18 protein-coding genes are annotated in these 26,863 nt (G+C 45.4%); 7 read left to right on the top strand and 11 right to left on the bottom strand.

Translation table 11 applies throughout. From position 1 onward, the window contains the following. Positions 1-9: 9 nt before the first annotated feature. The 4 genes from ACDQ55_RS09250 to ACDQ55_RS09235 all read right to left on the bottom strand — a co-directional run bounded on the left by ACDQ55_RS09250 (position 10) and on the right by ACDQ55_RS09235 (position 5,833). Complete coding sequence (locus ACDQ55_RS09250; protein WP_420981088.1) at positions 10-3,225, bottom strand: SusC/RagA family TonB-linked outer membrane protein; 3,216 nt, start codon at positions 3,223-3,225, stop codon at positions 10-12. A 146-nt stretch (positions 3,226-3,371) separates the two neighbouring features. Beyond that, positions 3,372-4,427, bottom strand: a complete 1,056-nt coding sequence (locus ACDQ55_RS09245) for a FecR family protein (RefSeq protein WP_420981087.1) — start codon at positions 4,425-4,427, stop codon at positions 3,372-3,374. A 65-nt stretch (positions 4,428-4,492) separates the two neighbouring features. After that, positions 4,493-5,062: a sigma-70 family RNA polymerase sigma factor gene (locus ACDQ55_RS09240; protein WP_420981086.1), complete on the bottom strand. Its 570-nt coding sequence runs from the start codon at positions 5,060-5,062 to the stop codon at positions 4,493-4,495. 189 nt (positions 5,063-5,251) lie between these two features. Beyond that, positions 5,252-5,833 carry an RNA polymerase sigma factor gene (locus ACDQ55_RS09235; RefSeq protein WP_420981085.1) on the bottom strand — a complete coding sequence of 194 codons (582 nt, stop codon included), beginning with the start codon at positions 5,831-5,833 and terminating at the stop codon, positions 5,252-5,254. 483 nt (positions 5,834-6,316) lie between these two features. On the opposite strand from ACDQ55_RS09235, the gene ACDQ55_RS09230 reads away from it, so the two are divergent. Genes ACDQ55_RS09230 through ACDQ55_RS09210 form a run of 5 tightly spaced genes read left to right on the top strand, consistent with a single transcriptional unit; the run spans position 6,317 to position 13,854 of the window. After that, positions 6,317-9,625, top strand: a complete 3,309-nt coding sequence (locus tag ACDQ55_RS09230; protein ID WP_420981084.1) for a SusC/RagA family TonB-linked outer membrane protein — start codon at positions 6,317-6,319, stop codon at positions 9,623-9,625. 16 nt (positions 9,626-9,641) lie between these two features. After that, positions 9,642-11,060 (top strand): RagB/SusD family nutrient uptake outer membrane protein, encoded by a 1,419-nt coding sequence (locus ACDQ55_RS09225; RefSeq protein ID WP_420981083.1) that lies wholly within the window; start codon positions 9,642-9,644, stop codon positions 11,058-11,060. A gap of 23 nt (positions 11,061-11,083) precedes the next feature. Next, a complete protein-coding gene (locus ACDQ55_RS09220) occupies positions 11,084-11,980 on the top strand; it encodes a substrate import-associated zinc metallohydrolase lipoprotein (protein WP_420981082.1) in 897 nt (298 codons plus the stop codon). A gap of 24 nt (positions 11,981-12,004) precedes the next feature. Further along, positions 12,005-13,393, top strand: a complete 1,389-nt coding sequence (locus ACDQ55_RS09215) for a DUF4302 domain-containing protein (protein ID WP_420981081.1) — start codon at positions 12,005-12,007, stop codon at positions 13,391-13,393. A 59-nt stretch (positions 13,394-13,452) separates the two neighbouring features. Further along, positions 13,453-13,854, top strand: coding sequence for a hypothetical protein (locus ACDQ55_RS09210; RefSeq protein WP_420981080.1), 402 nt, complete (start codon positions 13,453-13,455; stop codon positions 13,852-13,854). 78 nt (positions 13,855-13,932) lie between these two features. Here ACDQ55_RS09210 and ACDQ55_RS09205 read toward each other — a convergent pair whose 3' ends face one another. Then, positions 13,933-14,295 carry a winged helix-turn-helix transcriptional regulator gene (locus tag ACDQ55_RS09205; protein ID WP_420981079.1) on the bottom strand — a complete coding sequence of 121 codons (363 nt, stop codon included), beginning with the start codon at positions 14,293-14,295 and terminating at the stop codon, positions 13,933-13,935. A gap of 333 nt (positions 14,296-14,628) precedes the next feature. On the opposite strand from ACDQ55_RS09205, the gene ACDQ55_RS09200 reads away from it, so the two are divergent. Continuing rightward, positions 14,629-17,259: a putative LPS assembly protein LptD gene (locus ACDQ55_RS09200; protein WP_420981078.1), complete on the top strand. Its 2,631-nt coding sequence runs from the start codon at positions 14,629-14,631 to the stop codon at positions 17,257-17,259. Positions 17,260-17,334: 75 nt separating this feature from the next. On the opposite strand, the gene ACDQ55_RS09195 is transcribed toward ACDQ55_RS09200, so the two are convergent. Beyond that, positions 17,335-17,895, bottom strand: coding sequence for a YceI family protein (locus ACDQ55_RS09195; RefSeq protein WP_420981077.1), 561 nt, complete (start codon positions 17,893-17,895; stop codon positions 17,335-17,337). A gap of 375 nt (positions 17,896-18,270) precedes the next feature. On the opposite strand from ACDQ55_RS09195, the gene ACDQ55_RS09190 reads away from it, so the two are divergent. After that, on the top strand, positions 18,271-19,257 hold the full coding sequence (locus tag ACDQ55_RS09190) for an aldo/keto reductase (protein ID WP_420981076.1): 987 nt from the start codon (positions 18,271-18,273) through the stop codon (positions 19,255-19,257). A gap of 98 nt (positions 19,258-19,355) precedes the next feature. On the opposite strand, the gene ACDQ55_RS09185 is transcribed toward ACDQ55_RS09190, so the two are convergent. From ACDQ55_RS09185 to ACDQ55_RS09165, 5 genes are all read right to left on the bottom strand, one after another. Continuing rightward, a complete protein-coding gene (locus ACDQ55_RS09185) occupies positions 19,356-20,708 on the bottom strand; it encodes a hypothetical protein (protein ID WP_420981075.1) in 1,353 nt (450 codons plus the stop codon). Positions 20,709-20,736: 28 nt separating this feature from the next. Then, positions 20,737-21,990 (bottom strand): YeiH family protein, encoded by a 1,254-nt coding sequence (locus ACDQ55_RS09180; protein WP_420981074.1) that lies wholly within the window; start codon positions 21,988-21,990, stop codon positions 20,737-20,739. A gap of 27 nt (positions 21,991-22,017) precedes the next feature. Next, complete coding sequence (locus ACDQ55_RS09175) at positions 22,018-23,436, bottom strand: phytoene desaturase family protein (RefSeq protein ID WP_420981073.1); 1,419 nt, start codon at positions 23,434-23,436, stop codon at positions 22,018-22,020. Positions 23,437-23,546: 110 nt separating this feature from the next. Beyond that, the gene (locus ACDQ55_RS09170) at positions 23,547-25,871 is read right to left on the bottom strand and encodes a GAF domain-containing protein (protein WP_420981072.1); all 2,325 of its coding nucleotides are present in this window, start codon (positions 25,869-25,871) and stop codon (positions 23,547-23,549) included. Positions 25,872-25,971: 100 nt separating this feature from the next. Then, complete coding sequence (locus ACDQ55_RS09165; protein ID WP_420981071.1) at positions 25,972-26,862, bottom strand: carbohydrate kinase family protein; 891 nt, start codon at positions 26,860-26,862, stop codon at positions 25,972-25,974. Between the last annotated feature and the right edge of the window lies 1 nt (position 26,863).

Here is a 26,863-nt window from a genome sequence, read left to right as displayed (position 1 = left end):
TTTTTAAGATCAAAACTCAGCATTCAAACCAAAAATAAAAGCGCGGGCCTGTGGATAAGTACCATAATCGATACCCATGGCCGGGCCATTAGCGGCATTCACATTTACCTCTGGATCAATACCGCTGTAATGAGTGATGGTGAACAGGTTCTGTGCAGTTATATACACATTCAAACGGCCGATACCTGCGTTTTTCAGCACTCCATTAGCGAATTTATAGCTCAGGGTAGCTGATTTAAGGCGCAGGTAAGAACCATCTTCCACAAAGCGGGAAGATACCAGACTATTGTTGGTATTGCCTTTATCTGCTTTAGGAATGTCGGTAACATCGCCCGGATTTCTCCAGCGTCTTAACACAGCTGTGCTTTGATTCTTGGAATCGTAGAGTCCTTCAAGTTCTATACGGGAAGCATTAAAAATATCATTTCCCTGTACCCCCTGGAATAAGAAATTCAATTCAAAATTCTTGTAGTTAAGGGTATTGGTGAGGCCATAAGTAAATTTAGGTTGAGCATTGCCAATCCAGGTGCGGTCGCCATCGCTCAATGATTTACTGCCATCCAGATCAGCGTAAATAATGTTACCGGTTTTAGGATCTACTCCTTCTGATTTATAACCATAGAAAGCGCCCAGTGGATGTCCGGGTTGTACACGGATCACATTGCCCCTTTCATATACATCGCCATACGCCAGATTAGGTGTGGTAGAACCCAAACTGGTCACTTTATTACGGTTAAAGGAAATATTACCGTTCACATTCCATTTAAAGGCAGCATTATTAACAGCTACTGCATTGATGCCAAATTCCATTCCCCTGTTTTCCATATTACCCACATTGTAACGTTGCTGGCCATAACCGGAAGAAGGAGGCGTTTGCACAAATACTAGCAGGTCGCTGGTTTTCTTGATATACGCATCCGCAGTAAAGGAAATGCGGTTATCCAACATGGAAGCATCTATACCGATGTTGCTTTGTGCAGTTTTTTCCCAGGTAAGCCCCTCTTTCAGCAGGTTGGTAAAGTTAAAACCACCGGTGCCATTGGGAGAGAAAGTAGTATAGTAATCGTAATCGCCGATACGGTCGTTACCGGTTTTACCCCATCCTGCACGCAGTTTCAAATCGGAGAAGAAATGCTGTTTAAAGAAGTCTTCGTTAGAAATACGCCATGCTGCCGCAATAGAAGGGAATGATCCAAACCTGGAGTCATGCGGAAAACGGGAAGAACCATCGAAACGGATATTGGCTGTCAGCAAGTATTTATCAGCAAAGCTATAGTTCACACGGCCAATATAGGCGCGTTTACTCCACTGCGATTTGGTAGTAGTTTGAGTTTCACGGATACTGGAGGCATTGAGGGTAGGTACTTTATCGCTGCCATATGCCCTGGCTACGTCATAGGTATAATTGTAGTCGGATTCCTGCATGGTATGACCTACCAATGCATTGATGTTATGTTTACCGAATACTTTGGCATAGTTAACCGTATTTTCCCAAAGCCATACAAAACGTTCGGTGGATTGCGACTTACCATAGCCATTCTTATCCCGGCCATAATCAGTAGAATAAGGGTCAAGGAAATAATCATAACGGTAACCTTCAGATTCTGCGCCCAGGTTGGAGCGGAAATGTAATTCCGGCAGAATGGTGAAGTCGGCGTTTACATTACCCAGGAAACGGTTATCGATGGCTTTCTGGTCTGGGGCAAAAGCATATGCGATCGGGTTCTGCCAACTTTTCTGGTTAATATTGGCAGTGTAGCTACCATCAGGGTTATAAATACCCAGTGTAGGCGGCGACGTTAGTGCTGCCAGAATGGTACCACCTTTGGCTACGCCCAGGTTATCCGGTACGTCTATATATACAGAACGGTTAAACGATAAGTTGGCACCCATGGTAAGCCAATCTTTTACTTTATTGTCCAGGTTAGCCCTTACAGAGTAGCGGTCGTAGTCGGCTGGCGCTACCACCCCTTTCTGTTTCTGATAGCCACCGGAGATATAGTAATGCCCTTTATCATTGCCACCGGATACGCCTACCTGAATATTCTGTTCCCGGCCGGTTTTAAAGGTTTCTTTCTGCCAGTCGGTATTATTGTTATTCGGATCTGTATATCCCATGCTGGTGATCAGTTCCTTGTATTGCGTAGCACTGAGTACATCCATTTTTTTGGCAAAATTGGACATACCTGTATAAGCATTTACAAATACTTTCGACTTGTTAGTACCTTTCTTGGTAGTTACCAACACTACGCCATTAGCGGCGCTGGCACCATAAATAGCTGCTGAGGAAGCATCTTTCAATACAGAAAAGCTTTCAATATCGGAAGGATTCAGGAAATCGATGTTATCCACGATCACGCCATCTACAACAAATAGCGGGTCGTTTTTGGCATTCAACGAGGTGTTACCACGGATACTGATGCTTAATCCTGCACCGGGCTTACCGGAAGGAGCAGTTACATTTACACCGGGAGCCTGACCTTGCAAACCCGCGGCAGCGCTCACAATCGGACGGCTTTCAAAAGCGTCTGCTTTTACTACCGCCACAGCGCCGGTGATATCTTTTTTCCGCTGAGTACCATATCCCACTACCACTACTTCATTCAGCTTACTATTTTCTGCGATCAAACGTACTGGTATAGAGGTTTGTTCATTCACCGCTATTTCCTGTGCCTGATAACCTACAAAAGAGATAACCAATACAGCTTGTTTGTCTTGTACAGCAATAGAGAACGAACCGGTAGAGGTAGTAGTGGTACCTACATTGGTACCTTTGATACGAATGGTAACACCTGGCAACGGACTACCATCGTCACCTGTTACCTTTCCGGTTACCGTGATATCTTTCGTTGAAGAATTGTCCGATCCATGGTACAACAGGATCTGTTGGTTATCGATTACTTTAAAATCGATACCTATTGGCTTTAAAATATCATCCAGGAATGCTTTCAGTTGTTGTGATTCCAGGTTGCAGGATACCTTACGGTTTACATCTACTATATCGCTGCTATAAGTAAAGTTAACACCGGTCTGATTCCGGATCTGATTCAACAACCTTTTTACGGAAGTTTGTTCCGCGGAGAGATGGATCGTTTTTTCCAGTACAGACTGTGATTTTACTTTACTTGCATACAACGAAAGTGAAAAAACGGTAGCAAGGATAAGTTGAACGGCAGTTAATCTCATAACGTAGTAGATTACGGCAGCAAATCGCTTTTTTTTCATAACTTGTGTGGCTTTGGTTCGTTAATATTAGTTGGCGGACATAGCGCATTTTAACCGCGGCAAACGGTTAATAGTATTAGACTGGTAATGCCCCCCATTACCAGTTTATTTTTTTGTAACCTTCTGTACTTACATAGGCAACTATTTTAATTACATCCTTTTCCTTTAATATAAATAGTAGTACCTCTTACCTCATACGAAGCCTGGATAGATTGGCAAATGATGTCCAGCTTATCGTAGAGATGCTGCCTGGTAAGATCTCCTGTAAAATGGCAATGGCTGAAATGCTGATCGTCTGTTTCAATGGTGATGGCGTAGGTTTTTTCCAATGCCTTCAGTACTTCAGGAAGCGGGGCATCCTCAAATGCAAAGGAAGCCGGTTGTTCCGCTGTTATTACCGGTGTTGGATCGTCTACCAGTGAGGTAGTAAATTGGTTGTTTTCCGATTTAAACGTAACCTTCTGATTTGGTGTTATAATGATACCGTTTGCCGGCAAAGCAAACAAGGTATCCTGTTTTTTCTTGCGTTCATATACAGATACACGGCCGGTGACTACGGCCACCTCTATTTTATGGCTTTGCTGATCATGACTAATGTAAAAACTGGTGCCCAACACTTCTGCCAACATACCTTCGTTGGTATGTACAATAAAATGCCGGCTGGTGTCGTGCGCTACTTCAAAAAAGGCATCGCCAGACAAGTATACATCCCGGGTTTTACCTTTAAATACAGCCGGATACCAGACTACACTGCCTGGGTCGAGCCGTATATGGGAGCCATCACTCATGGCAACTTCCTGCCAACCGTTCTCCGAACTGGAAGCAAACAGATACCCCTCCGGCACCTGCTCTCCGGTAAATTGTTCCGGATGAAAGCCCGTATGCCGGTACAACCGCAAATACCACCCTGCAACAGCCACCAATAACAAACTACCGGCTACGGCCCAACGGTACCAGCGCCGGGAGGGCATTTTTACGACCTTAGTTGCTTGCGCCTTCCCTCTTTCTCCTTCCTTCATTACCGTAGCTGACACACTTGCCCAGATCTTGTGCTCTATGCGCTGCTTTTCTTCCTGGGAAAGCGTTACTTCACTCTCCCCTATAAAAGACCTGTACCACGCTAATACCAACTGCTCCTCCTGCGGAGAGCATTGTCTCCGTAAGTATTTTTCCAGCAGATCGTCAAATTCGTATTGGCTCATGAATCAGTTTGTCTGATTACATTGACGCATAACTGGAAAAAACCCCTAAAAAAAATCTAACTTTTTTAGAAAAAAGGCAGGTATCCCCTCAATCGTTGGCGCAACAGTTTAATGGCCTTTGTAATATGGTATTCCACCGCTTTTTCGGTTAGCTCCATGCTACCGGCTATTTCCCGGACAGATTTATTCTCGAAACGGCTCAGGCGAAAAACAACCTCCGTTTTTTCAGGTAACTCCCGTAATGTTTTGTCGATAGCTTTGAGCAACAGTTCCCGGTTCACATCTTCTTCGGTAGTATTGGTGAGCGGAGGTGCATCCAGTGCCTGCCGGTATTTTTCGGCTGTCACTTTCCGGCGCTGCAGGTCGTTCAGGCTATTTCGCAGGGAAATAGCCAGGTAAGCACCCACATTACTGATCTGCGCCTTACGGCGGTTGGCCCAGAGTTTCCCGAAAATGGTTTGAATCAGCTCTTCTGCTTCCTGTTGGGAAGTAGTTCGTTTAAGGGCAGCACTGTACAGTTTAAACCAGAATCTCTTATATATTTCCTCAAATGCACGGATATCCTCATTCTCCTGGAAAGCCCTCACCAAATCGTTCTCCTCGTACAAGGAAAAATTACTGCTGTTATCTTTCATGTTACACTTCCAAGTAACGGGCAAAATAACTGCTTTTATCTGACAGACCCAAAAGCTTTTAGGATTTAGCGGATAGCTGCTGGCAAATGCAGCGGAGATTAGCGGGAGTGATCGATTTAGCAGCTAACAGAAACGGCTAACTGCGAGCAGCAAGCAACTAGTGGATGGTTTTCCACTACCCCAAAAAATTTAGGGACGTTTTAATACATACAGTATCAGCAAGAGCGTAAAATCACCGAATTGCTCCCGCAACCTTTCCAGCGCATGGTAAATCAGCTTATAGGTACCTCCAATGCTCATATGCATGATGTCGGCAATTTCCTCGTAAGAGAGATTTTCGTAATATTTAAGAAACACCGCTTCGCGCTGCCGGTTGGTAAGCGTGGCCAACAAAGATCCTACCTTGACGGAGAGTTCAGTCATACGTTCTTTCCGGATAAGCGGATGTTCGTAGCTGAGCTCTAGATGAAAAGGAATATGTTCCCCGGTAAGCTCTTCCTCATGACGGGAAGGGCTATACTCCAATTTGCGGAGCAGAATACGGCGAAAAGATAAATAAAGATATTGCTTCACCACGGCCGGGCGGGCAATACGCTCTCTGTTCTGCCAGAGTTTCAAGAAAAGAAACTGCATGCTCTCCTCTATACAAGCATTATCTGGGGTGAATTTGAATCCATAATTGGTTAACGGGGTGTAATATCGTTCGTACAGTCCTTCCAACGCTTTAACATCCCCTTCCTTATAGGAGTACCATAATTCATTTTCATGCATGACTTTGGAATAATAGGATTAGCACTTCGAGAGAAAGCAAAATACAGCAAAATTCGCTTATGGCAAAATTCGCTATTCCTCATAACAGAATATTAAATAATCATTTATTAAAATATTTTATTAAATTAGCCCAACGTACACAACGGATAGTATCCAAACCCTAACCGATGATAAAATAAGATAAATCCGGGTAACCGGAAACAACCAAAATTAAGATAGTAACTGCTTTAGAACTGTCTGGAGAGATTTAAAACAATGTATACTCATCATTGTATGCGTATGTATGCCGGCTATAGTAGCTATGACTTGTTGATGCCAGCGACCAGGTACAGATCAATCATTATCAATGTTCTTGTATTTAATATGAATTAAACCCAAAATGCCGTTATGCATTCAACCAAAAAATGTAGAAAAAGGGAGGTGTTTTATGTCGAGCAAACACCAGCCCGATTACGATCAACAAAACTGCGTGGCCTAAAGTTATTGTCTGTTTTACTGCTGATGTGCTGTTTACAGGTACATGCAGCTGTGCTGGCACCGCCGATTCACGGAATTGTTCGTAATGCCAAAGGAGAGCCGGTTGTAGGCGCCTCCGTAAAAGTAAAAGGCAACACCAAAGGCGCTATCACCAGTCCTACGGGCGCCTTTGAGCTGGAGGTCCCCGACAATGCCGTACTGGTAATATCTGCCATTGGCTATAAGTTAGAAGAGGTAAAGGCTAAAGACAACCTGATTGTGGTACTTGCCGAAAATGTCACTGAGCTCGGAGGTGTGGTGGTAACCGGTTTCCAGAACATCGACCGGAACAAATTTTCTGGGTCGGCCGTTACCCTCAAAGGCGATAATGTGAAGATAAATGGTGTGGTGGATGTGAGCCGTTTACTTGAAGGACGTGCTGCCGGTGTAAGCGTACAAAACGTATCCGGTACCTTTGGATCTGCCCCCAAACTGCGTATCAGGGGTGCTACCTCTATCTACGGAGAAAATAAACCGCTGTGGGTAGTAGATGGTGTGGTACTGGAAGACATCGTCAACGTATCCAACGAACAGCTTACTACCGGGAACAGTAGTACGCTTTTGGGCTCTTCTGTAGCTGGCCTCAACGCCAATGATATTGAAACCTACGACATCCTGAAAGATGCCGCCGCTACAGCGCTTTTCGGCGCCAGGGCCATGAACGGCGTAGTGGTGATCACCACCAAAAAAGGAAAGGCCGGTAAACCCCGTATCAGTTACTCCGGCAACTTCGGCGTACAACTGAAGCCCTCTTACAGGAATTACGATATCATGAATTCGGCCGACCAGATGTCTGTATACGCAGAAATGGAACGCAAACAACTGCTCCAGTATTCTGATATGGTGAATGCCCCTACTTCCGGTATTTACGGTAAACTGGGACAATTACTGCAATATCCGGAAGATGATAAGTTCAATGTGCTCAATACCCGCGAAGCCCGGCAACAATGGCTGATGCGGTATGCTAACGCCAATACCGATTGGTTCGACTTGCTGTTCCACAACTCCCTCACCCAGGAACACTCCCTGAGTATTTCCAGTGGTACAGACAAATCACAACTATACTTATCTACCAGCTTCTATAACGACCAAGGCTGGACGATCGCCGATAACGTAAAAAGATATACGGCGAACCTGAAAGCGACCTTCACCCCCAGCAATAAACTGAGCTACTCTTTCCTGATAAATGGCAACGTACGCCAACAAAGAGCTCCTGGTACGGAAGACCGGTCGCTGGATAGCATCAGAGGTACCTATAGCAGGGATTTCGATATCAATCCCTTTAACTATGCCCTGAGCACCAGCCGTACGTTAACTGCCTATGACGAAAAAGGTAACCTGGAATATTTTACCCGCAACTTTGCACCCTTTAATATCCTGGATGAAACAAAGAACAACTTTACAGACATCCATGTAACAGACGTAAAACTGCAGGGTAACCTCCGTTACCAGTTTGCACCGCACTTCAACTATGAGTTCACCGGCATGTTCCGCTATGTAACCACATCAGAAGAACACCAGGTGAATGAAAACTCCAATGAAGCCAGTGCATACCGGGCCAACAGCACCAGTATCATCAACGACCGTAATAAGTTCCTTTACCGCGACCCAGATAATCCGGATGCATCAAAGATAGTGGTACTTCCTTACGGCGGCTTCTACAAACGCCGGGATGTGGATATGAACAACTATACTTTCCGTAACCAGGTAAACTACAAACAATCTTTCGGCGCAAACGACAAACACCTGCTGTCTGCGCTCGTTGGACAGGAAATTAAGTACACCAACCGCCGCACTGCTTATAACAACGGTATAGGCTACCAGTACAACACCGGCGGTACGCCTTTTGTAGATTACTACTTCTTCAAAAAAATGGCGGAAGACAACCAAACCTATTATGGCATGGGTAACGAATACGACCGCTTTGTAGGTTTCTATGCCAACGCCAGTTATACTTACAACAACAAGTATACCTTAGCTGCTACCGCCAGGGAAGATGGTTCCAACAGAATGGGTACTTCCCCAAGCGCCAGATGGCTGCCTACTTGGACGGTTTCCGGCGCCTGGAATGCCGACCAGGAAAAATTCCTGCAAAATGTTTCCGCCATTAACCACCTGATGGTAAAAGCCAGCTATGGCCTCAACGCCAGCATGGGCCCTGCTACCAATACTACCGCTATACTCCGGTCTATTGTTACTAACCGGCCTTTCCTCTCCGACCAGGAAACCGCTATTACACTGGCTGCACTGGAAAACGCGCAACTTACCTGGGAGAAAAAATATGAAGCCGACCTGGGAACAGATATCGGCTTATTGAACGAGCGCCTGGGATTTACTTTTGATTATTATAACAGAAGAAGTTTTGATCTCATTGGCCTGATCCGTACTTCCGGTGTAGGCGGACAAGTATACCAATTTGCCAACTATGCCAACATGAAATCACACGGTATAGATATCGCATTAAATGGTAAACTCATTGCCCGGAAAAACCTGGAATTGAACAGTACCTTGATATTCAGTTATAACACCACCCTGATCACCAATGCCAAAAACAATCCGGTGCTCATGGACCTGATCGGTGAAGGCGGCGGCGCTCTGGAAGGCTATCCTGTAAGAGGCTTATTCTCTCTGCAGAATGCTGGTTTGAATCCAACCGACGGTGTAGCGCAATTCGTAAACGATACCGGCGCCGTTTCCTCCGCAGTATACCTGCAAAGCCACAACGTGAAATACCTGAAATACGAAGGTCCTTCAGACCCCACTATTACCGGTGGCTGGAACAACAGCCTGCGTTTCAAAAATTTCACCCTGAGTGCATTGGTTACTTATCAGGCTGGCAACAAGATCCGGCTTACACCGGTGTACACTACCGACTACACAGACTTCATGGCATTGCCGAATGAATTCAAGGGCAGATGGAGCTTACCCGGAGATGATAAAAAGACCAATATCCCTTCCGTAGCGGACTTCTATACACAATATGGCTTAACGAATCAAACCGCCTATCCTTACAGCAACTACAACTACTCACACGACCGCGTGGCCGATGGAGGTTTTGTAAGATTAAAATCTGTAACACTGAGCTACCAGTTACCTGCTAATCTGCTCCGCCGGGCCGGTTTCCAGGGTGGTACCCTTACCGCTACAGGAAATAATCTCTGGCTCATTTATGCTGATCCGCGGCTGCACGGGCAAGATCCAGAATTCTACAACACTGGAGGGGTAGCACTTCCAGTCAACAAACAAATTACGTTTTCGCTTGCTGTAAGCTTCTAATCCAAAAGAACTATTTATGAAAAAATCGCTGATTAATATATGCCTGATAGTGGGGATTGTTGCCATGGCAGGCTGTAAAAAATACCTGGAAAAACTGCCGGATAACAGAACGGTGATCACTACTCCGCAACAAGTAGCCCAACTGCTCACCACAGCTTATCCCCACGCTTCTTATATGCTCTTCTGCGAAGCCATGAGCGACAATGCTGAAGACAAAGGAAATAGTGGCGTAGGCATAGATCCACAAACGTTCCTCATCAACATACAATCTTACAAATACCAGGACGTACAAAACATCACACAAGACTCCCCCATCGCTTATTGGGATTCCTGCTATGCTGCCATTGCTGTAGCTAACCAGGCACTCTTATATTGCAATGGCCCGGATTCAGCCAACTACAAAGCACAAAAAGGGGAAGCACTGGTTTGCAGGGCTTACGCACATTTTATGCTGGTAACACTTTTCGCCAAAGCTTATAATCCTGCTACCGCTGCCAACGACCCGGGCATCCCTTATATTACCCAGGTAAGTAAATCAGTATTCAACACCTATAACAGAGGTACAGTAGCTGAAGTGTACCAACATATAGAAGCAGACTTGAATGCCGGACTGGCCTTGATCAAAGATGAGCTATATGGCACTACGCCCAAGTTCCATTTTACTTTGCAGGCAACACACGCTTTCGCCACCCGCTTTTACCTGTTTAAGAAAGATTACCAGCAAGTAGTAAACCATGCTACCGCCGTCTTTGGCAGCAGCAATCCGGCTTCCCTGATCCGCGACCAGGTGGCCACCTATAAGTTGTCGTATAACCAAATGCTGTTTCAGTACACCAGCTCCACCAACAACGCGAATATTCTATTGCAGGAAGCAGATTCCGAATATCCATCCAATTACCCTTCTTACCGGTATGGATTGGGCTCAGTTATTAACTCAGCGCTGTTCCTCTCTACCAATGTTACGCGCGGCCAATATGCCATTAGTACCTATGGTGCAAGCCCACAGTATTTCAACTTTCCCAAACTTAATACAAGGGTGCTTCCCCTGTTTGGCATGGAAGAAGTACTGCTGAACAGGGCAGAGGCTTATGTAAACCTGAAAAACAACACCGCAGCTATCACCGACCTCAATTCCTGGATCAGCAAAAATGTGACCAGCTACAGCGCCAGCCGCAACAACATTACCGCCGATGTTGCCAGCACCTTTTATGGCTTACCGCAAGACCAGGCCCTTATCCAGGCAGCTATAGATTTTAAAAGGATCACTTACATGCAGGAAGGTTTGAGATGGTTCGATATTCTCCGGTTGGATATACCCGTTACCCATACCGGCGAAGGTAACTTTTCTACAACCCTCGTACCTGGCGATAAAAGAAGGCTATTACAACTGCCCGCTGAAGCAGTGAACGAAGGAATGGCACTGAATCCCAGATAATGTTTAATTAAAAAATGACAACCATGAAACTAAAAATATTCCGGAACCTCCTTTTACTGATCATCGCTACCATCACCTGGAGCGCCTGTAAAAAGGAACAACTAGGACTCATTACGCCACCATTAGGTTTAGGTGGCGACTCTACAGCGATTACTCCTACCGATCAATTCATTTATGATAGCCTCACAGTACCTTATAATGTGGCGGTTTATTATAAGTGGCAGCCCGGTATGCTGGATTTCCCTGCAGAAATAGTACCACCTACTGCAGAAAAAACAGAGGAAGCACTGAAAGCATTACTGGCTATCTCTTTCCGGCCTTATAATGATATTACCGGCAGTACCAAATTCCTAAGGAGATATTTCCCAAAAACCATCAAAATGGCGGGTAGTGGCGAATACCTGAGCAATGGTGCTATCTTCCTCGGACAAGCCGAAGGCGGTACTGCTATGTTGCTGTATGAGATCAATTATGTAACACGCCTGGCGAAAGATTCTGCAGTGCTTAAACAGATGGCCCATACCATGCACCACGAGTTTGGACATATCCTGAACCAGAATATTATCTATCCAACTCCTTTTAAAACCATTTCTACCGGATATACCGGTAACTGGTACAACGTAAGCGATCCGGATGCGCGGAAGCAGGGGTTCATTACCGCATATGCCATGTCTGCTCCCGACGAAGATTTTGTAGAGATGGTCAGCAGTATGTTGATCGGCTGTCCTAACGGCAATAGCGGATACGACGACTACGAAAAAGTACTGGCAGATCAAACCGGCGGCACCTCTTCTCAGGCTTACCAACAAATTAAAGCAAAAGAAGCAATTGTAGTAGACTATTATGCACGGGCATGGAACATCGACTTCTATGCGCTGCAACGTAACTGCCGCCGCGCTTTGCATGGATACTTTCAATAATGTGCATCACCTGAACTATTATTTATGAAAAAAATATTAATATACCTTTTGGGTATCACGGTGGCCATCTCGAGCTGTGATAAAAAATCGGATCTCAATATAGATGGCAAAACGGTAGATGAAAGAATAGCTGCTTCCCTGGCTTCCTACCAACAAAAACTGGTAAATGCACCCTACGGTTGGATACTCCGGGAAACTACCTCCGGAACAGCGCTCAACGGAGGCGTAACGCAAAATGGGCCTAAAGCTGTTTTCTCCTATTACGTGAAATTTGATAAAGACAACAAGGTGTCTATGATTTCAGATTTCGATACCACTATGGCCTTTACCTTTCAGAGCAGCACGTTCCAGATAAAAGCCATACAGCGGCCCACACTTGTATTCGACACCTATAGTTATATACATGTGCCTTGCGATCCGGATGCCAGCATTTCCAAGAGCCCTATCGGAGATGGTTTCGGCTGGGGAACCGATTTTGAGTTTTCCTTCGCGGATAACGTTGGTGCAGATGAACTGGGAGACACCATTCACCTCACCGGTAATCTGAACAGCTGCCAGGCCGTGCTCATAAAAGCTACCGCCGCCGATCAGCAGAGTTTTACTACCTCAGGCTTCCAATCGATGCGCACCATCAACAAAATACTCACCTATTTTAAGCGCTTCACCATCAACGGTACTACTGTGGAAATGACGCCAGGTATTGGCGGGCGGACAATTGATATCCAGTATACTGGCCATAGTGATATCATCAACGTACCATTGGCTTATTCCTCCGGCGATCTGATATTTGGTACGCCTGTAAACATAGGTACCGGCACCGTTAGTAGCCTCACCAACCTTACATGGGATAATGCTACCCAAACGATTGCCACCAAAGTAAATGGCACAACGGATGCTACTATCAGCGGTGCTACTGCCCCCCTTAACCCACAGCCGCAAATTGCTACAGATTTTTACAATACAGGATTTGATGTTCCCTGGCTGGCACCTATGCCTTTCCATGTTAATGGCGTAGATGATGCGTTTAATATCAGGGCCCTAACTGCTTCTCCCGGCGCATTTCTGTTCTTTGTATTTTATCCCGGCGGTTATGGTGGGCAGTACGATATCATTACACCTTACTTCAATAACTCGAGTCCGTATAAATATGTGTACACAGGCGGCATTTCCGCTACTACAGTAAATAACGGACAATTATATTTCAGCATATTATATGCAAACAGCCCATCTACCAACCCTGTAGGAATCGCCAAAACCATCAGCCTCCTGCAAAGTGGGCAAACTACTTATCCGGCTCCTACCGGCCCTCAGTATGGTTTCTATATTATTCCTAAGGAAGATGGCTATAGCTACGACATGGTAAATGCTGGTGGCGCTACCGCATGGATTAACTGGATTCCGAACGGAATGTAATGGGGAAATCCTGAATTGCCCTGATGGGCGCAGTGCTTATATTTATTTAATAATCAAGTATGAAAAAAATAATGATAATAAGTGCATGGCTGCTGCTAGGAAGCGGAATGATATATGCACAAACAAAAATTTCCGGCGATCCAGCCAAAGTAAAATCATCTGCCAATCAAATGCTGTCCACCACCGATTACTGCGGGATATTTCTCCAGGAGGCCGGTCTGAACAGTACGCAGTATACACAAGCCAATAAATTGTTCCAGGATTATATGGTAAATAAACGGAATCTCTTTCTGGCTAACAGAAAAAATCCGGATGCTTACCAGGAAAAAAAGACCACCTTGTTCAATACCTTAAAAGACAACCTGGCTACTGTGCTCAGTAGAGAACAATTGAACGCACTGCTTACAGCTAAACCAGCTAGCAATAATCAGCTGGTTCTTTTACAGATATTGGCAAATTAAGTAAGATGAAATTATACGGGGGTGTATCAACTAATTGATACACCCTCATTTATTTAGGATACCTAAATAAAATATTACTTATTCAAAAACCTGATTATTCTTTCCCAATACCATAGAGCGATGCAGCTCTCCCCACTCCCTCATAGCATTTAATACTGGCGTAAGGGTTTTGCAATAAGGTGTAAGATCATATTCTACCGTTACTGGCCGGGTATCGCACACCCGGCGGCTAATAAGCATATTCATCTCCAATTCCTGCAATTCCTTTGACAGCACCCTTGGAGAAATACTAATATCCCTCACCAGTTCTCGGAAACGTCGTTTGCCATTTTTATAAAATGTTAAAAGTATCAGTAGCTTCCATTTGCCGTTAATTACCTCTAAGGTATCTTTCACCGCCATCCCGGCGGATCTGCATTCTTTTTCGTTTAAATTTTCCATGTCAGTATCCTTTTTGTTACCGGTTTGCGCCCCACTACACGACAAACATATATGCTTCCGGTACTATTTTCGCCGGCCAAATCACCTTGGCCAACTGAGCATCAAAAAAACAGGAAAATGAGGAAAAAAATCTATCTGCATATGCATATTATGGTAACATTAACAATAGCAACTAGCTTTTAATTACGGGCTATTAGCTATCCGCTGCCTGTACCTGCGGATAGTTAACCGTGGATGCTTATCCATAACAACAACACTATTGCCACTTAGTATGGGATGATAGCAGTTAAGCGGCTTACCGCCAGCGACTGGATCTTATAAGCTAAAATATATATGGAACTGATTTGCCGGCTTCTCGCAATATCACTGACTGCCTTCATTTTCATCGCCGCAGGCATACCACATGCTTCCTTACGGAAGCTTCCGGATACAAAAGACAGCCTCCCGCTAGATACCTTGCCGGATACGCTTTCTACACCCAAACTGTCGAAAGACAGTTTGGACGCTCCTATTCATTATAAGGCCAAAGACTCTATTGTGATGCGCGTACCGCAGCAACAAATACTCCTATACGGTACTGCCTCCTCGAAATATAAAAACACCAACATTTCGGCCGAACATATACAGGTAGACCAGGAACGCGGCATGATGGGCGCCAGCAAGGGCACAGACCTCCAGGGAAAACCCTTCGGCCTGCCCGTAGTAGACGACAATGGCCAAAGCTTTGAGTCGGACAGCATGGAGTTTAACCTAAGCTCTCACAAAGCCAAAGTTTACCATACTCGCAGTCAATACGGAGAAAGCTTCCTCGCCAGCGACGCTTCAAAACGGATGCCTGATAATACTATCTTTGGCTTCAAAAACAGTTTTACAACCTGCGACCTGGATACGCCGCACTTTGCTTTCCGCGCCCGCAGAATAAAAGTAATTCCCGATAAACTCGTGATATCCGGACCTGCCAACCTGGAAATTATGGGTATCCCCACCCCCTTATTTATTCCGTTTGCCATATTTCCTATTACACAAGGGCAACGCTCCGGTATACTTACGCCACAATACGTATCCAACCAGCAAAAAGGAATCGGACTCGAAAACGGAGGGTACTACATGGGACTGGGCGAACACTTTGACCTGACCCTCCGGGGGAATGTATATTCCTATGGCAGCTGGGGGTTAACCGCCAGTCCAACCTACCGCAAACGCTATAAATATAACGGCGGACTTACCCTTAGCTTCGCCAATACCCGTTTCGGTGATCCTGCTGTAAAATCGGAGTTCAGCGCCTCCAAAGACTTCCGGATCACCTGGAACCATAGCATGGACAGCAAGGCCCATCCTGGCATGAACTTCGGCGCTGCGGTGAACTTCGGCACCTCTTCTTATAACAAATACAATGTATACGATTATACTACCCGGGTAAATAATAATATTGGATCTTCTATCACCTTTTCCAAAAGCTGGCAAGGCAAGCCATATAACCTGAGCATAGGCCTGAATCATTCCCAAAACCTCAGTACCCGTGACGTGTCGGTATCCTTCCCGGATGCTTCCTTTACGGTGAATACCATTTATCCTTTCCAGCAAAAGGAATTGAACGGCAACCCTAAATGGTACGAGAAAATAGGAATTTCCTACAACACGATCCTGCGCAACCAGGCCAACTTCAAAGATTCCCTGTTCGGAAAACAAGCCATGTTCGATGCCATGCAAACCGGTATGCAACATAACATTCCGATCTCTTTCTCTATCCCCGTATTTAAAACATTTACCTTATCGCCCGGTATCAACTATACCGAATACTGGTATGCTAAAAAATTTATCCGCCGCTGGAATCCTAATAAATTCAATCCCGGCCTGGATACCCTCGGCGCTATAGACACCACCTATCAGCCCGGCTTTTATGCAGCCCGGGACATCAGCGCCAGTATGTCGCTGTCTACCGCGATGTACGGAATGTATACCTTCGGAAAAGATGCAAAAATTAAAGCTATCCGTCATGTAATGCGACCCACACTGAGCGTTAGTTACCGGCCAGACCTTTCCAGCCAGTACTACCACGAACTACAATACAATAAACAAGGCGACAAACAGCTGGTATCCGATTTCGATGGCGCTATTATAGGAGTGCCCTCTCCCGGTACCTTTGGCGGGATTAACTTCGGCCTGGACAATAACCTGGAAATGAAAGTATTTTCCAGGAAAGACACCACTGCCAACCACGAAAAGAAAATCAAACTACTGGATGGTTTTGGTATCAACGGCAGCTACAACCTCGTAGCTGATTCCTTTAAACTGTCTACTTTCAGCCTATACGCCCGCACCAACCTATTCGACAAACTCAATATCTCCGCCAGCGGCAACATCGATCCATACCAGGTAGACTCCCGGGGCCACCGTATTGATAAATATGTATGGCAACAAGGAAAGATCAGCCTGGGAAGGCTTACTAACGCCAGCATTTCCATGAGCACTTCCTTCCAATCGAAAGATAAAAAGTCGCAGGCCAAAGAAATAAAAATCGATTCACTCAGCAATATACAAAGTACTGATGCCGCATTCTCGGCGCAGCAACGGCAGTTACAGATGGTACGTAATAACCCCGGCGAATATGTGGATTTCGATATCCCCTGGCGTATAGACCTCTCCTATAGCCTGGCCTATACCAATGCCATCATCGTAGATTCCGGCGGAGTGGTAAAACGAATCACACAATACATTAGTGTAAATGGCGATTTCAGTCTTACGCCTAAATGGAAGATCGGCGTAAACAGCGGTTTTGACTTCACCCATATGCAGGTAGCCTATACCAATATGTATATCTCCCGTGATCTACATGATTTCAACCTATCGATCAACCTGATCCCATTTGGTACTTTCCGGCAGTTCAGTATTACTATCGCCGCCAAAGCAGGACTTCTCCGGGATCTCAGAATTAACCGAACGAAACAGTTTTATAGCTACTGAGGATAGCCGCGCTTCCGCAGTAAGGTATGCCAACCTACCGGTTGCTTTACCGTTTCCGTGTAGCAGGTAAAATAGTTATTGCTTTTTCGCCAGCACTTGCAGCGATACTTTCAGCTTATCATCTATGGCATTATCTGGCCCCACTCCAAAATCATGGCGGTTAATGGTAAACTGGGCATTTAACTGGCAAGCATTTGATACCAGCACCGCAGTAAAGGGGAAGCTAACTGTTTTCGTAACTCCCTTTATGGTGAGCGTAGCAATGAGCTGGTAGGTATCCGGCTTACCTGCCGATACAACGCTGGTAGAAAGTATCCTTATCACCGGGTACTTCTCTGCATTAAAATATTTCTCTCCCAGCAGATCGCGGTCGCGCTTAGCAATGCCGGTATTGATTGTACTCACTTTTACAGTAGCATCTATTACTGCCGTTTTCAGATTTTGCGGATCAAAGGTAATATTGCCTTTGAGCCCTTTCAGATAACCGTTAACGGTAGTAGTAAATACCAGGTGATTCACAATAGTGAATTTCACCTGCGATCCATCATCCGTAGCCTGGTAATGTTGGGCGTGCAACGGACCACCACAAATGATTACAAGTAACAGGGCATATAAGAAAGTAAGTACTGTTTTCATACCTGCAAGTTGACAATTTATCTCATACCCAACAAGCCATTAAAGAAAAACAACAGGTTACATTTTGGATATCATCCAGATTGGCAACCCACTACAAATACACTTCCATTCAAGATAAATCATTAATAGCCAAGCCATATATATAAAGGGAAACAATACAAAGTCTACATTGTTTAAAGCGCAAAGTATTCAACACCATTCTCCAATATCTTTCTGGATAATGGTAAAATTATTATGCCTACCTGCTTCCAAAATCTGGGAATTCCACAATCTTTGATATACACAAATAATGCTGTTGTTTTTACAATTTTGATTTTTCAATGGGTTGTATCTTTGGTGAGCAAAAAACTTTCCTTAAAAACCAAATAGCAGCTTATGCAATACAGAACACTGGGCACTACGGATGTATCCCTTTCCTCCATCGGATTAGGTTGTATGGGAATGAGCCATGGTTATGGAGAACCCAACAACCCTGAGTCTATCGCTACGCTCGAGAAAGCATTGGAAATAGGTATTAATTTCTGGGATACGGCAGACATATACGGAGCCGGCCAGAACGAGATCCTGATCTCCGAGGTACTGAAAACCCATCGTCAAAAGATCTTTATTGCCACCAAATTTGGTTTTGTGAGCAATCCGGCCCTGGGCGCGCCTGCTTTAGACGCTTCCCCTGCCCACATAAAAAAAGCCGTAGAAGCCAGCTTAAAACGCCTGCAAACAGATGTGATTGACCTTTATTATGCCCACCGCATAGATCCTAAAGTACCAGTGGAAGAAACGGTAGGCGCCATGGCAGCACTGGTAAAAGAAGGAAAAGTACGCTTCTTGGGATTATCTGAAGCATCTGCCAACACCATCCGTAAGGCCCATGCTGTACACCCCATCAGCGCACTGCAAAGTGAATATTCCCTGCTGACAAGGGATGTGGAAAAAGAAATACTCCCCACCTGCAAAGAACTGGGCATTACCTTCGTACCATTTAGTCCGTTAGCAAGAGGCCTTGTTACCAACGACCTTAATATAAACGAGCTCAAAGAAGGGGATATGAGAAAATCCCTCCCGCGCTACCAAGGGGAATATGCAGAGAATAACCAGCACCTCGCAGCCGCTTTTGCAGAGTTGGCAGCCGGCAAAAACTGTACGCCAGCCCAGTTGGCGTTGGCCTGGATATTGGCGCAGGGCGATAATGTTATTCCTATCCCTGGTACCAAAAGAAGGAAATACCTGTTGGATAACGCCGGAGCTGTAGACGTACATTTAACAACGACGGATTTCGATAACATCGAAAAATTACTACAACAGTATCCTAATACCGGCGCCAGGTACTCTGCCGCTATGGACCAACTGGTAGACCGCAGTTAGCCGTTGCCGCTCATAATACGGGTATAGGTTCTGGCATGCATACCAGGACCTATACCCGTACCGGCCAGTAAAGATTGTTGCAAGAACTCCCGGTTATTCTACTCTCCGGTGTGCACCAATATTCCCTGGAGGCTATCTGATAAGATATTCAGCCTTAACCGTTGCTCCTCTGATATCGTGAGCTCCATCCGGAAACTACGGCCGTTACGTGGCAAAGCGTTGCTATCAGGAGTAAAATCGATACTGTAGTTATTTAAAAAATCTATCGAATTAAAAACGGGCAGCAGGAAAAACCCTTTCATCCGGTAAGCGCTATTTTCCGGCATCGCCTCATCGGCCATCCATTCCGGATTCCAGTACATGCCTACGTAAAAGTATATACGACTGGCAGAAAGGGGCAATGGCACCGCAATGCTCCCGTGTGGCTTTACATAACAGGAATAAAAAGAATCGGGCAATTGTATCAATATCACTGCGCCGGCACTCTCCAAACTGTTGCGTAACTGCAGGTATTGCCAGGCACTCCGACCTTCCCAGACATTGCCATACACAGGAATAGTATTTTCTATACCTGTATGCAAGCGGAAGGCTTTCATCAAGGCAGGCCCATATACATCCGTACCTGTGAGCGGTTCTGTAATTAATGGATGATTGACTACGCTTTGCATACGGGCCATGGAAGGCCGCCTTAATTGCGACAAAAGATATTTCACGGAGGGATCTGTAGGCGTAGCAGATAATAAGCTGATATCGGGGCGGATATACGCCTTTTCCTGCCTTTTTCGATAAAAAGAGGCGCCTGCATAAATGATTAAAGCCACAAGCGCAATAATTCCGAATTTAACAAGCAGTTCTTTGAGCGCCCCATCAGCCTTTGCAACAGGTTGCGAAATGGCGCGGAGCCCCACAGCATTCTGTTGACCGTAAACACTATGCTTACGGTATGCCGTTAGTAGTTGCAATGGCTCCAAACAGCAATGGAGAATTTTATTGTAGCAGTCTTGCAAACGCCGCCGGTCCAACAATACAGGTTGACTAAACAGTTGATCAAGCATTTCTGGCTGTTGCTGCTTAATAGCCTGTAATACCGCCGGGATAAATAATGGCTCAAAATAAGGCGCTATAAAAGACAAAAAAGCTTCGTCTTTATATAACGCCTTATCCATCAGCCAGCCATTGAACTGGCCTGTTTCCAGAAAATCTGTTAGTACAGCGTCTGCCTGTATTTCTTGGTGATAATATAGCAAAGTGGGTTGCTGCAAGCTTTCAAAGAATTGCAGCAGGTCGTTTTCATTGAACCACTCCTCACCTATCCGTAACGCCCGGTTGTTTGACAATTCCAGTTCTGCCATCATTTTTTTCCGGAGAAGGGCAATGCCCGATGTGTCCGAAATACTGACAGCTACACCATTCATTAGCACCAGGGTTGTATGAGGATTACGGTATTTCATACATACCCAAAGTACGATTATTTGCCGTTTACGAAAACAACAAATAAGCCAACACCAGCGTAATGATCACATTAAACCCCTGGGCTATCAGGAACGCATATACGGGCTTTCTGCTGTCGGTGCCAATCAAGTCTTTAAAATTGGTTTCCAGACCAATACTAGTAAAAGCCAATGCAAACCATAATCCCTGTAAACTTTTCAAAGGTCCTTTTACCTGGGCAATAGTAGCCGGTGAAATAAAGAAGCTGAATACCACTGAAGCCAGAATGAATCCAATCACAAACTTGGGGAATCTCTCCCAGATTACCCTAAGGGTAGGTTTGGTATTGGCATCTGCTGCACTGGGATGTTTGGTATAAGTCCAGTATACGGAAATTGCAAATGCAGCTACCCCCAATAGCACATTCTGTGAAAACTTAACGATGGTACTGATCTTCAATGCCGTTTCACCTACCAGCGATCCAGAAGCCACTACAGCGCCGGTGGTGTCGATACTGCCGCCTAACCAGGCGCCGGTTACTTCCTGCGAAAAATTAAAATAATGAGCAATCATGGGCATAAAGATCATCATCGGAATAGCGGTGATCAGTACCAGGGAAATAACGAGCGATAACTTTTTGGCATCTCCCTTAATAGCGCCGGAAGTAGCAATGGCAGCAGACACGCCGCAGATAGATACTGCGCTGGATAACATCATTGTCAGCTCATTATCTATTTTTAATCTTTTACATACCCAATAAGAAAAATACCAGACAGACAATACCACTACCAATGCCTGTATAAGGCCAAGGGAACCGGCTTTCAGTACATCAGAGAATATCACAGTAGTACCCAGCAATACCAGACCTATCTTCACAAAAAATTCTGAGGTAAGGGATTCACGGAGCCAGGAGGGCAATTTAAATAGATTACCGATCAATAAACCAATAATAAGGCTGAAGATCACGGCTTCCAATCCCAGCTCATTCAGCGCTGCATTGCCGGCCACTATCAGCGCCAGGGTGGTTAATGCATATACTACGGGGAATACCAGCAAGGTATTTTTCAGTGGCTTACCGGTAAGGAGGGACCCTAGCAAGGCGATAAGGATCACGTAGATAAACTGTTCTCCGATTTTCAACAAATTGGCGCCGGTTAATACTTTACCGGTAAGGTCTGCAGCGGTAGCCCATTTATATTCTGGTAAAGCAACCGTTACCCCGGCCAATGAAAGGAGGATGATCAGGAACCCGAGCGCAACGATGGCCCAGTCTTCCTGTAAATAAGACTTAACTGTAGGCATATAGTAACATTAATGATAGTGACGCTTTTAAAAAATATCCCGTAATACGGTATTAGCAGCATGATATCCACACATGCCATGCACTCCGCCGCCCGGAGGGGTGGCAGAAGAACAGATATAAATACCTTTGGCAGATGTACGATAAGGTGAAATACGTAGGGCAGGACGTGTGTACAATTGTTGGATATCAATGATACCACCATTGATGTCACCGCCAGTATAGTTGGGATTATAGGCTTCCATTTGCTGTGTATTCATGGTGTGTTTAGCAATTATCCGCTGTCTGAATCCAGGTGCAAAACGTTCAATTTGATTTTCAATGATTGTGGTCATATCTTCAGTAGAACCGTTTGGAACGTGGCAATAAGCCCAAGCGGTGTGTTTACCGGCGGGGGCCCTTTCATCAAACAGGCTTTGCTGCGATAATAATACAAACGGCGCTGTGCTGTGTTTACCTTCGTAAGCCAACTGTTCTGAGCGAGCAATTTCTTCGAAAGTACCGCCCAAATGCACCGTAGCCGCCTGCCGGCATTCCGGTGCCGTGAAAGGAATAGGGCCATCTAATGCCCAATCTATTTTAAATACACCGGGTCCATAACGGTAACGGCTCAACTGTCTTTTGTACAGCGGCGAAAATTTATCCCCAGCAATGGCAAGCAGTTGTTTGGGCGTAATATCAAATAATACAGCATGATGCGATGGCAGTTGTTGCAGCGAGCTAACGTTAACACCTGTTTGAATTTCGCCCCCCAGGGAGGTAAAATACCCCGCCAGGGCATTACCAATGGCTTGTGAGCCGCCTTTGGGAACCGGCCATCCATAGCGATGTCCTACGGCCAATAATACTATACCGATAGCTGCAGATGCAATATTCGTTAACGGTTGTATGGAGTGCGCAGCCATGCCTGCCCATAATCCACGGGCATGGGCAGTAGTAAACCTTCTGGAGATGGCGGTAGCCGATTGCAATGCATACCATCCAAAACGCGCCATGGTAAGTGGATGCCGGGGAATAGAAAATGGCCCTAGGCTATCTTCCGCTACTGCTTCCCAATGATTTGCCACAGGCTGCACCAGGCGGCGGTACATAGCTCCGTCTACCCCTAGCGCTTCAGCCGTTTCATCCAGCGAGCGGGCTAAAAAAGCGGCGCTGCCATCGTCGAATGGGTGTACTGCCTCCAACGGAGCATAAAGGAATTCCAACCCATATTCCGATAAGGGGAGCTGGGAAAAAAAAGGAGAGCCCATGGCCATAGGATGTACAGCTGAACATACATCATGATAAAAACCAGGTAAAGTGAGCTCCTGCGTACGCATCCCTCCGCCTATGGTATCTTTGGCTTCCAGGACCAATACAGATAACCCTGCCTGCTGCAGCCGGATAGCTGCAGATAAGCCATTAGGCCCTGATCCTACTACTATGGCATCGTAATCTCTTTTCTCCATATGTAAATGCGACGATCGGTTGATTTATAGTCTACAAACTTAGTATACTATTAATGGGAATGCAAATTATTTTTTTGAATAGCGGGTAACCAGCAGCTATCTGCTAAAAATTAGCCATTAACGGTTACCCTCAGCGCTTTTAAGCCGCTCAATCCCTGCAGTTCCTCTAATTCCAGTTCTTCTATCTCCGGCGTCAATACACCGGTTTCCTGCATATAATGAATAAACGGCAAGTAATCTTCCACATCCTTGCGATCGGAATAAATCAACGCAATTTTATCCGGTTGGGTTAACCGCTCTTCTGTATGGCGTATATGCACTTTATCGATCCGTTTCTTGATCATCTGATAGCGGATATTATAGGCGCCTTCCACATCAAACTTTCTCTCATCGGTCCGGAAGCTGATATCTATAGGATGGTTATGCACAAAAATCAATTGCGTGGTATGTAGTTGCCGTGGCATTTTTTCCAGCAGGTTGTGCGTTAACCTGGCGATATGCGCCATGGAAGACAACTGCCATAAACGCAGGTTTTTAAGATGAAAGTGATTAAACGGCCGGTCTGGCGCAATGGACTGCCCGATATAAATATCATACTCCACTCCATCAGTCCTGAACTTTTCAAAATAACAGGGATAAGATTCCTGTATTTTATGTTGCTCTGATTCGAAATACTGGTTCACCACATCGTTAATCAGCTGCATGGAAGCTTCCAGTGCATTCTTATTTATATCGCCAGACAGGTTATCCAGGCAGGTTTCCACGGTTTCCCGGCTTTTAGGATATTGTACTGCTATATGTTGCAGGTATTGTACTGCCTCTACTTCCAGGAAGATGTTCAGTTCATTTTCATCAGCAGGGCTCAATTGCTGTTCTACCAACACCTGTTGCCATTGTTGGCAGTGATAGATCATTTCTCTCAGCAGATCATTCTGTACAAACTGCCGCAAAGCGTCCAACGTGGCAACGAGCAGGCTCAGATGGCTGTCGAGGTCTGCGATGATCGCCCTATTCCTTTCTATTGTAGAATTCCGGATATCTATGGCTCCATAAAGCGGATACACTCCTTTAAAAAAGATGTGCTGCAAACCCGCCGGGAGGTTCTTTTTGATATTGTACAGATAATACCAGGCGGCTTCATTGAATTTCCATTGCACCGATGGTTGCACAGAAGTATAGCGTTCTTTGATTACCTTTTCAATTTCGAGATTAAACTCTTCGATGTATATCTGCAGCAACTGCGCCACCGGCCCAATAGCAGGTTCCAGCAAGGCCAGGGCCTTTTCATCGAAAGTGTCATCTCCCCAGGTATGCACGGCCATAATGCCCACCAGTTCATGCAGGTGAAAAACTGGCATCAGGGCTAGCGAGCGCACACCAAGCTTTCTGAAAAATTCCAGGAAAGCATATTCTTTCCTGTTCTCTTGAAAAATATCAGAAGAAAAATAAAATATCGGGCGGGAGGCAAATCCTTTGGCCTGACGGCTAAATTCCTGCGGCGACAACCGGTCTTCTCCCCATACGTCAAATAAAATACCAGTACCCCCTTTTTCCAGGCTATATACCGGTTCTCCATTTACCCGCAAAAAGGGAAACAGGTCAAACTCTATCTTACTGTTACGCACCAACGATTTGAGGGATTGAATCACCTCAGTATAACTTTTCTCCTCTACTAAAGCAGTACGTGAAAGCCTTACCCGGCTGATATTCTCTACTGCTTTACGGGCAGTTACCTCCGTAATGCTGATCACGCAAACACCCCTGAAACGGAACATATCCAGCGGCAGCATTTCTTCCAGTATCTCCATACCACCACCTTCGCTCAGGTGGGTATACAACTGCACAAAATCAATAACCGGCAAAGCTCCCTTGGCAGTTACTTCTACCAAGTCTGTATTAATATTCACCGCGTAATACTGCAATAACCCGGTCACTTTATTAATACCGGCATGGTACTGTTCAGTTTTTACCGGCGCCTGGAAATTATACAGCCGTTCCAATATGTAGGAATAAATTAGCTGCAGGCGGTCGCGGCGGTACTCCGAGGTATGCCTGTTCGCTTCATATTGGCTCGCATCTGCCCGTTTTCCTAGTAATTCATACAAGAGATCTGTACCATAAAAAGTAATGGGTAGAAAAGGGAAGGTAAGTCCCCAGGCCAATTGTTGTTCGGTATTGGAAACCGGAGAAAGACAGGCATATACATATTCCAGTTCCTTGATGTACAAATGGGCGTCTTCAATCAGTATATCACCGGTGCCCAGCGATGAACTTTTAAATTGAGCCAATGCCTCCCGGTACCATCCGGCTTTCACAGTTTGCTCTTCCTGTACTCTTTTTTCAAGGTAGGCGATGAAAGGTTCGAAGGAAATAGCGGCATCCAGCTGTAATGCTTGTCCTCTGTTGCCCGAAATATCCAAAATAATTGTCTGCATAAGGGACTATTCTTTCCTCACCAAAGGTAGGGAATATCATCCCGGTATAATGCCAAACTATTCTTAAATATCCATTGAAAATACCGGGGAATGCATACAATCATATCATCCCCATCTGTTCCTGCAATTGGGTAACATCATAATCTGGGCAGGCGCCAGGGTAAGAAGCCACTAATGCTCCAAGTGCATTGGCAAAAGCCAGGCATTCCCGGGCAGTGCGCTTCTGTATCAGGCCATGCAGGAAACCCGCCAGAAAGGCGTCTCCACTGCCAATAGTATCCACTACAGGTACGGCAATACCACCCATTGAGTAAATAGTATCATTCGTAAAAAGTAAAGCCCCCTCTTCTCCCATCGTTACTACGATGGTGTATACACGAAACCGTTCAGACAATAGCCGGATTGCCTGTTCTTTATCCACATAAGGTGCATACCAGCTGCTAACCAATTGCAATTCAGCTATATTAAGTTTTAACACATGGCATTGTCCCAGTAACCATTCTACATGTTCACGGGTATAATGCGGTTCGCGCAGATTAATATCCAATATCTTGATCACAGCTTCTTTCAACGCCTCTTCCAGGGTATGCCGCGATACTTCATGACGGGCGCACAAAGTACCAAATACCAGGTAGCGGGTATCCGGTTTGTTGATCAAAGCAGCCAAAGCAGGCTCCCATGTTATAAAATCCCACGCTGCCGGATATACGATATCATAATGCACATCATGAGGATTGGTGGTATCGGCAAATACCTTCCCCGTTTCATATTGCGGGTCTATTTGTATATAATTTGTGGGCAGGCCCAAACGCTGCAGCATATCCAACAGCCCCTGGCCGCGGATATCTTTACCTACCCGTGATACCAACGAGACCTTTTCTCCCAGCTTTTGCAGATGATAAGCAACATTCATGACAGCCCCTCCGGGTAATGCTTTCTCCGGCAATATGTCCCATAGCATTTCTCCAAAACAGACGATCTCTTCTGGCATA

This window comes from Chitinophaga sp. 30R24 (genome assembly GCF_049056765.1).
Classification (GTDB): domain Bacteria; phylum Bacteroidota; class Bacteroidia; order Chitinophagales; family Chitinophagaceae; genus Chitinophaga.
This window is presented reverse-complemented; position numbering and strand designations above follow the sequence as displayed.

What these genes read in the sequence shown, in the direction of transcription:
- ACDQ55_RS09250 (WP_420981088.1), bottom strand. Translation starts at nt 3,225, where the DNA reads ATGAAAAAAAAGCGATTTGCTGCCGTAATCTACTACGTTATGAGATTA.
- ACDQ55_RS09245 (WP_420981087.1), bottom strand. Translation starts at nt 4,427, where the DNA reads ATGAGCCAATACGAATTTGACGATCTGCTGGAAAAATACTTACGGAGA.
- ACDQ55_RS09240 (WP_420981086.1), bottom strand. Translation starts at nt 5,062, where the DNA reads ATGAAAGATAACAGCAGTAATTTTTCCTTGTACGAGGAGAACGATTTG.
- ACDQ55_RS09235 (WP_420981085.1), bottom strand. Translation starts at nt 5,833, where the DNA reads ATGCATGAAAATGAATTATGGTACTCCTATAAGGAAGGGGATGTTAAA.
- ACDQ55_RS09225 (WP_420981083.1), top strand. Translation starts at nt 9,642, where the DNA reads ATGAAAAAATCGCTGATTAATATATGCCTGATAGTGGGGATTGTTGCC.
- ACDQ55_RS09220 (WP_420981082.1), top strand. Translation starts at nt 11,084, where the DNA reads ATGAAACTAAAAATATTCCGGAACCTCCTTTTACTGATCATCGCTACC.
- ACDQ55_RS09215 (WP_420981081.1), top strand. Translation starts at nt 12,005, where the DNA reads ATGAAAAAAATATTAATATACCTTTTGGGTATCACGGTGGCCATCTCG.
- ACDQ55_RS09210 (WP_420981080.1), top strand. Translation starts at nt 13,453, where the DNA reads ATGAAAAAAATAATGATAATAAGTGCATGGCTGCTGCTAGGAAGCGGA.
- ACDQ55_RS09205 (WP_420981079.1), bottom strand. Translation starts at nt 14,295, where the DNA reads ATGGAAAATTTAAACGAAAAAGAATGCAGATCCGCCGGGATGGCGGTG.
- ACDQ55_RS09200 (WP_420981078.1), top strand. Translation starts at nt 14,629, where the DNA reads ATGGAACTGATTTGCCGGCTTCTCGCAATATCACTGACTGCCTTCATT.
- ACDQ55_RS09195 (WP_420981077.1), bottom strand. Translation starts at nt 17,895, where the DNA reads ATGAAAACAGTACTTACTTTCTTATATGCCCTGTTACTTGTAATCATT.
- ACDQ55_RS09190 (WP_420981076.1), top strand. Translation starts at nt 18,271, where the DNA reads ATGCAATACAGAACACTGGGCACTACGGATGTATCCCTTTCCTCCATC.
- ACDQ55_RS09185 (WP_420981075.1), bottom strand. Translation starts at nt 20,708, where the DNA reads ATGAAATACCGTAATCCTCATACAACCCTGGTGCTAATGAATGGTGTA.
- ACDQ55_RS09180 (WP_420981074.1), bottom strand. Translation starts at nt 21,990, where the DNA reads ATGCCTACAGTTAAGTCTTATTTACAGGAAGACTGGGCCATCGTTGCG.
- ACDQ55_RS09175 (WP_420981073.1), bottom strand. Translation starts at nt 23,436, where the DNA reads ATGGAGAAAAGAGATTACGATGCCATAGTAGTAGGATCAGGGCCTAAT.
- ACDQ55_RS09170 (WP_420981072.1), bottom strand. Translation starts at nt 25,871, where the DNA reads ATGCAGACAATTATTTTGGATATTTCGGGCAACAGAGGACAAGCATTA.
- ACDQ55_RS09165 (WP_420981071.1), bottom strand. Translation starts at nt 26,862, where the DNA reads ATGCCAGAAGAGATCGTCTGTTTTGGAGAAATGCTATGGGACATATTG.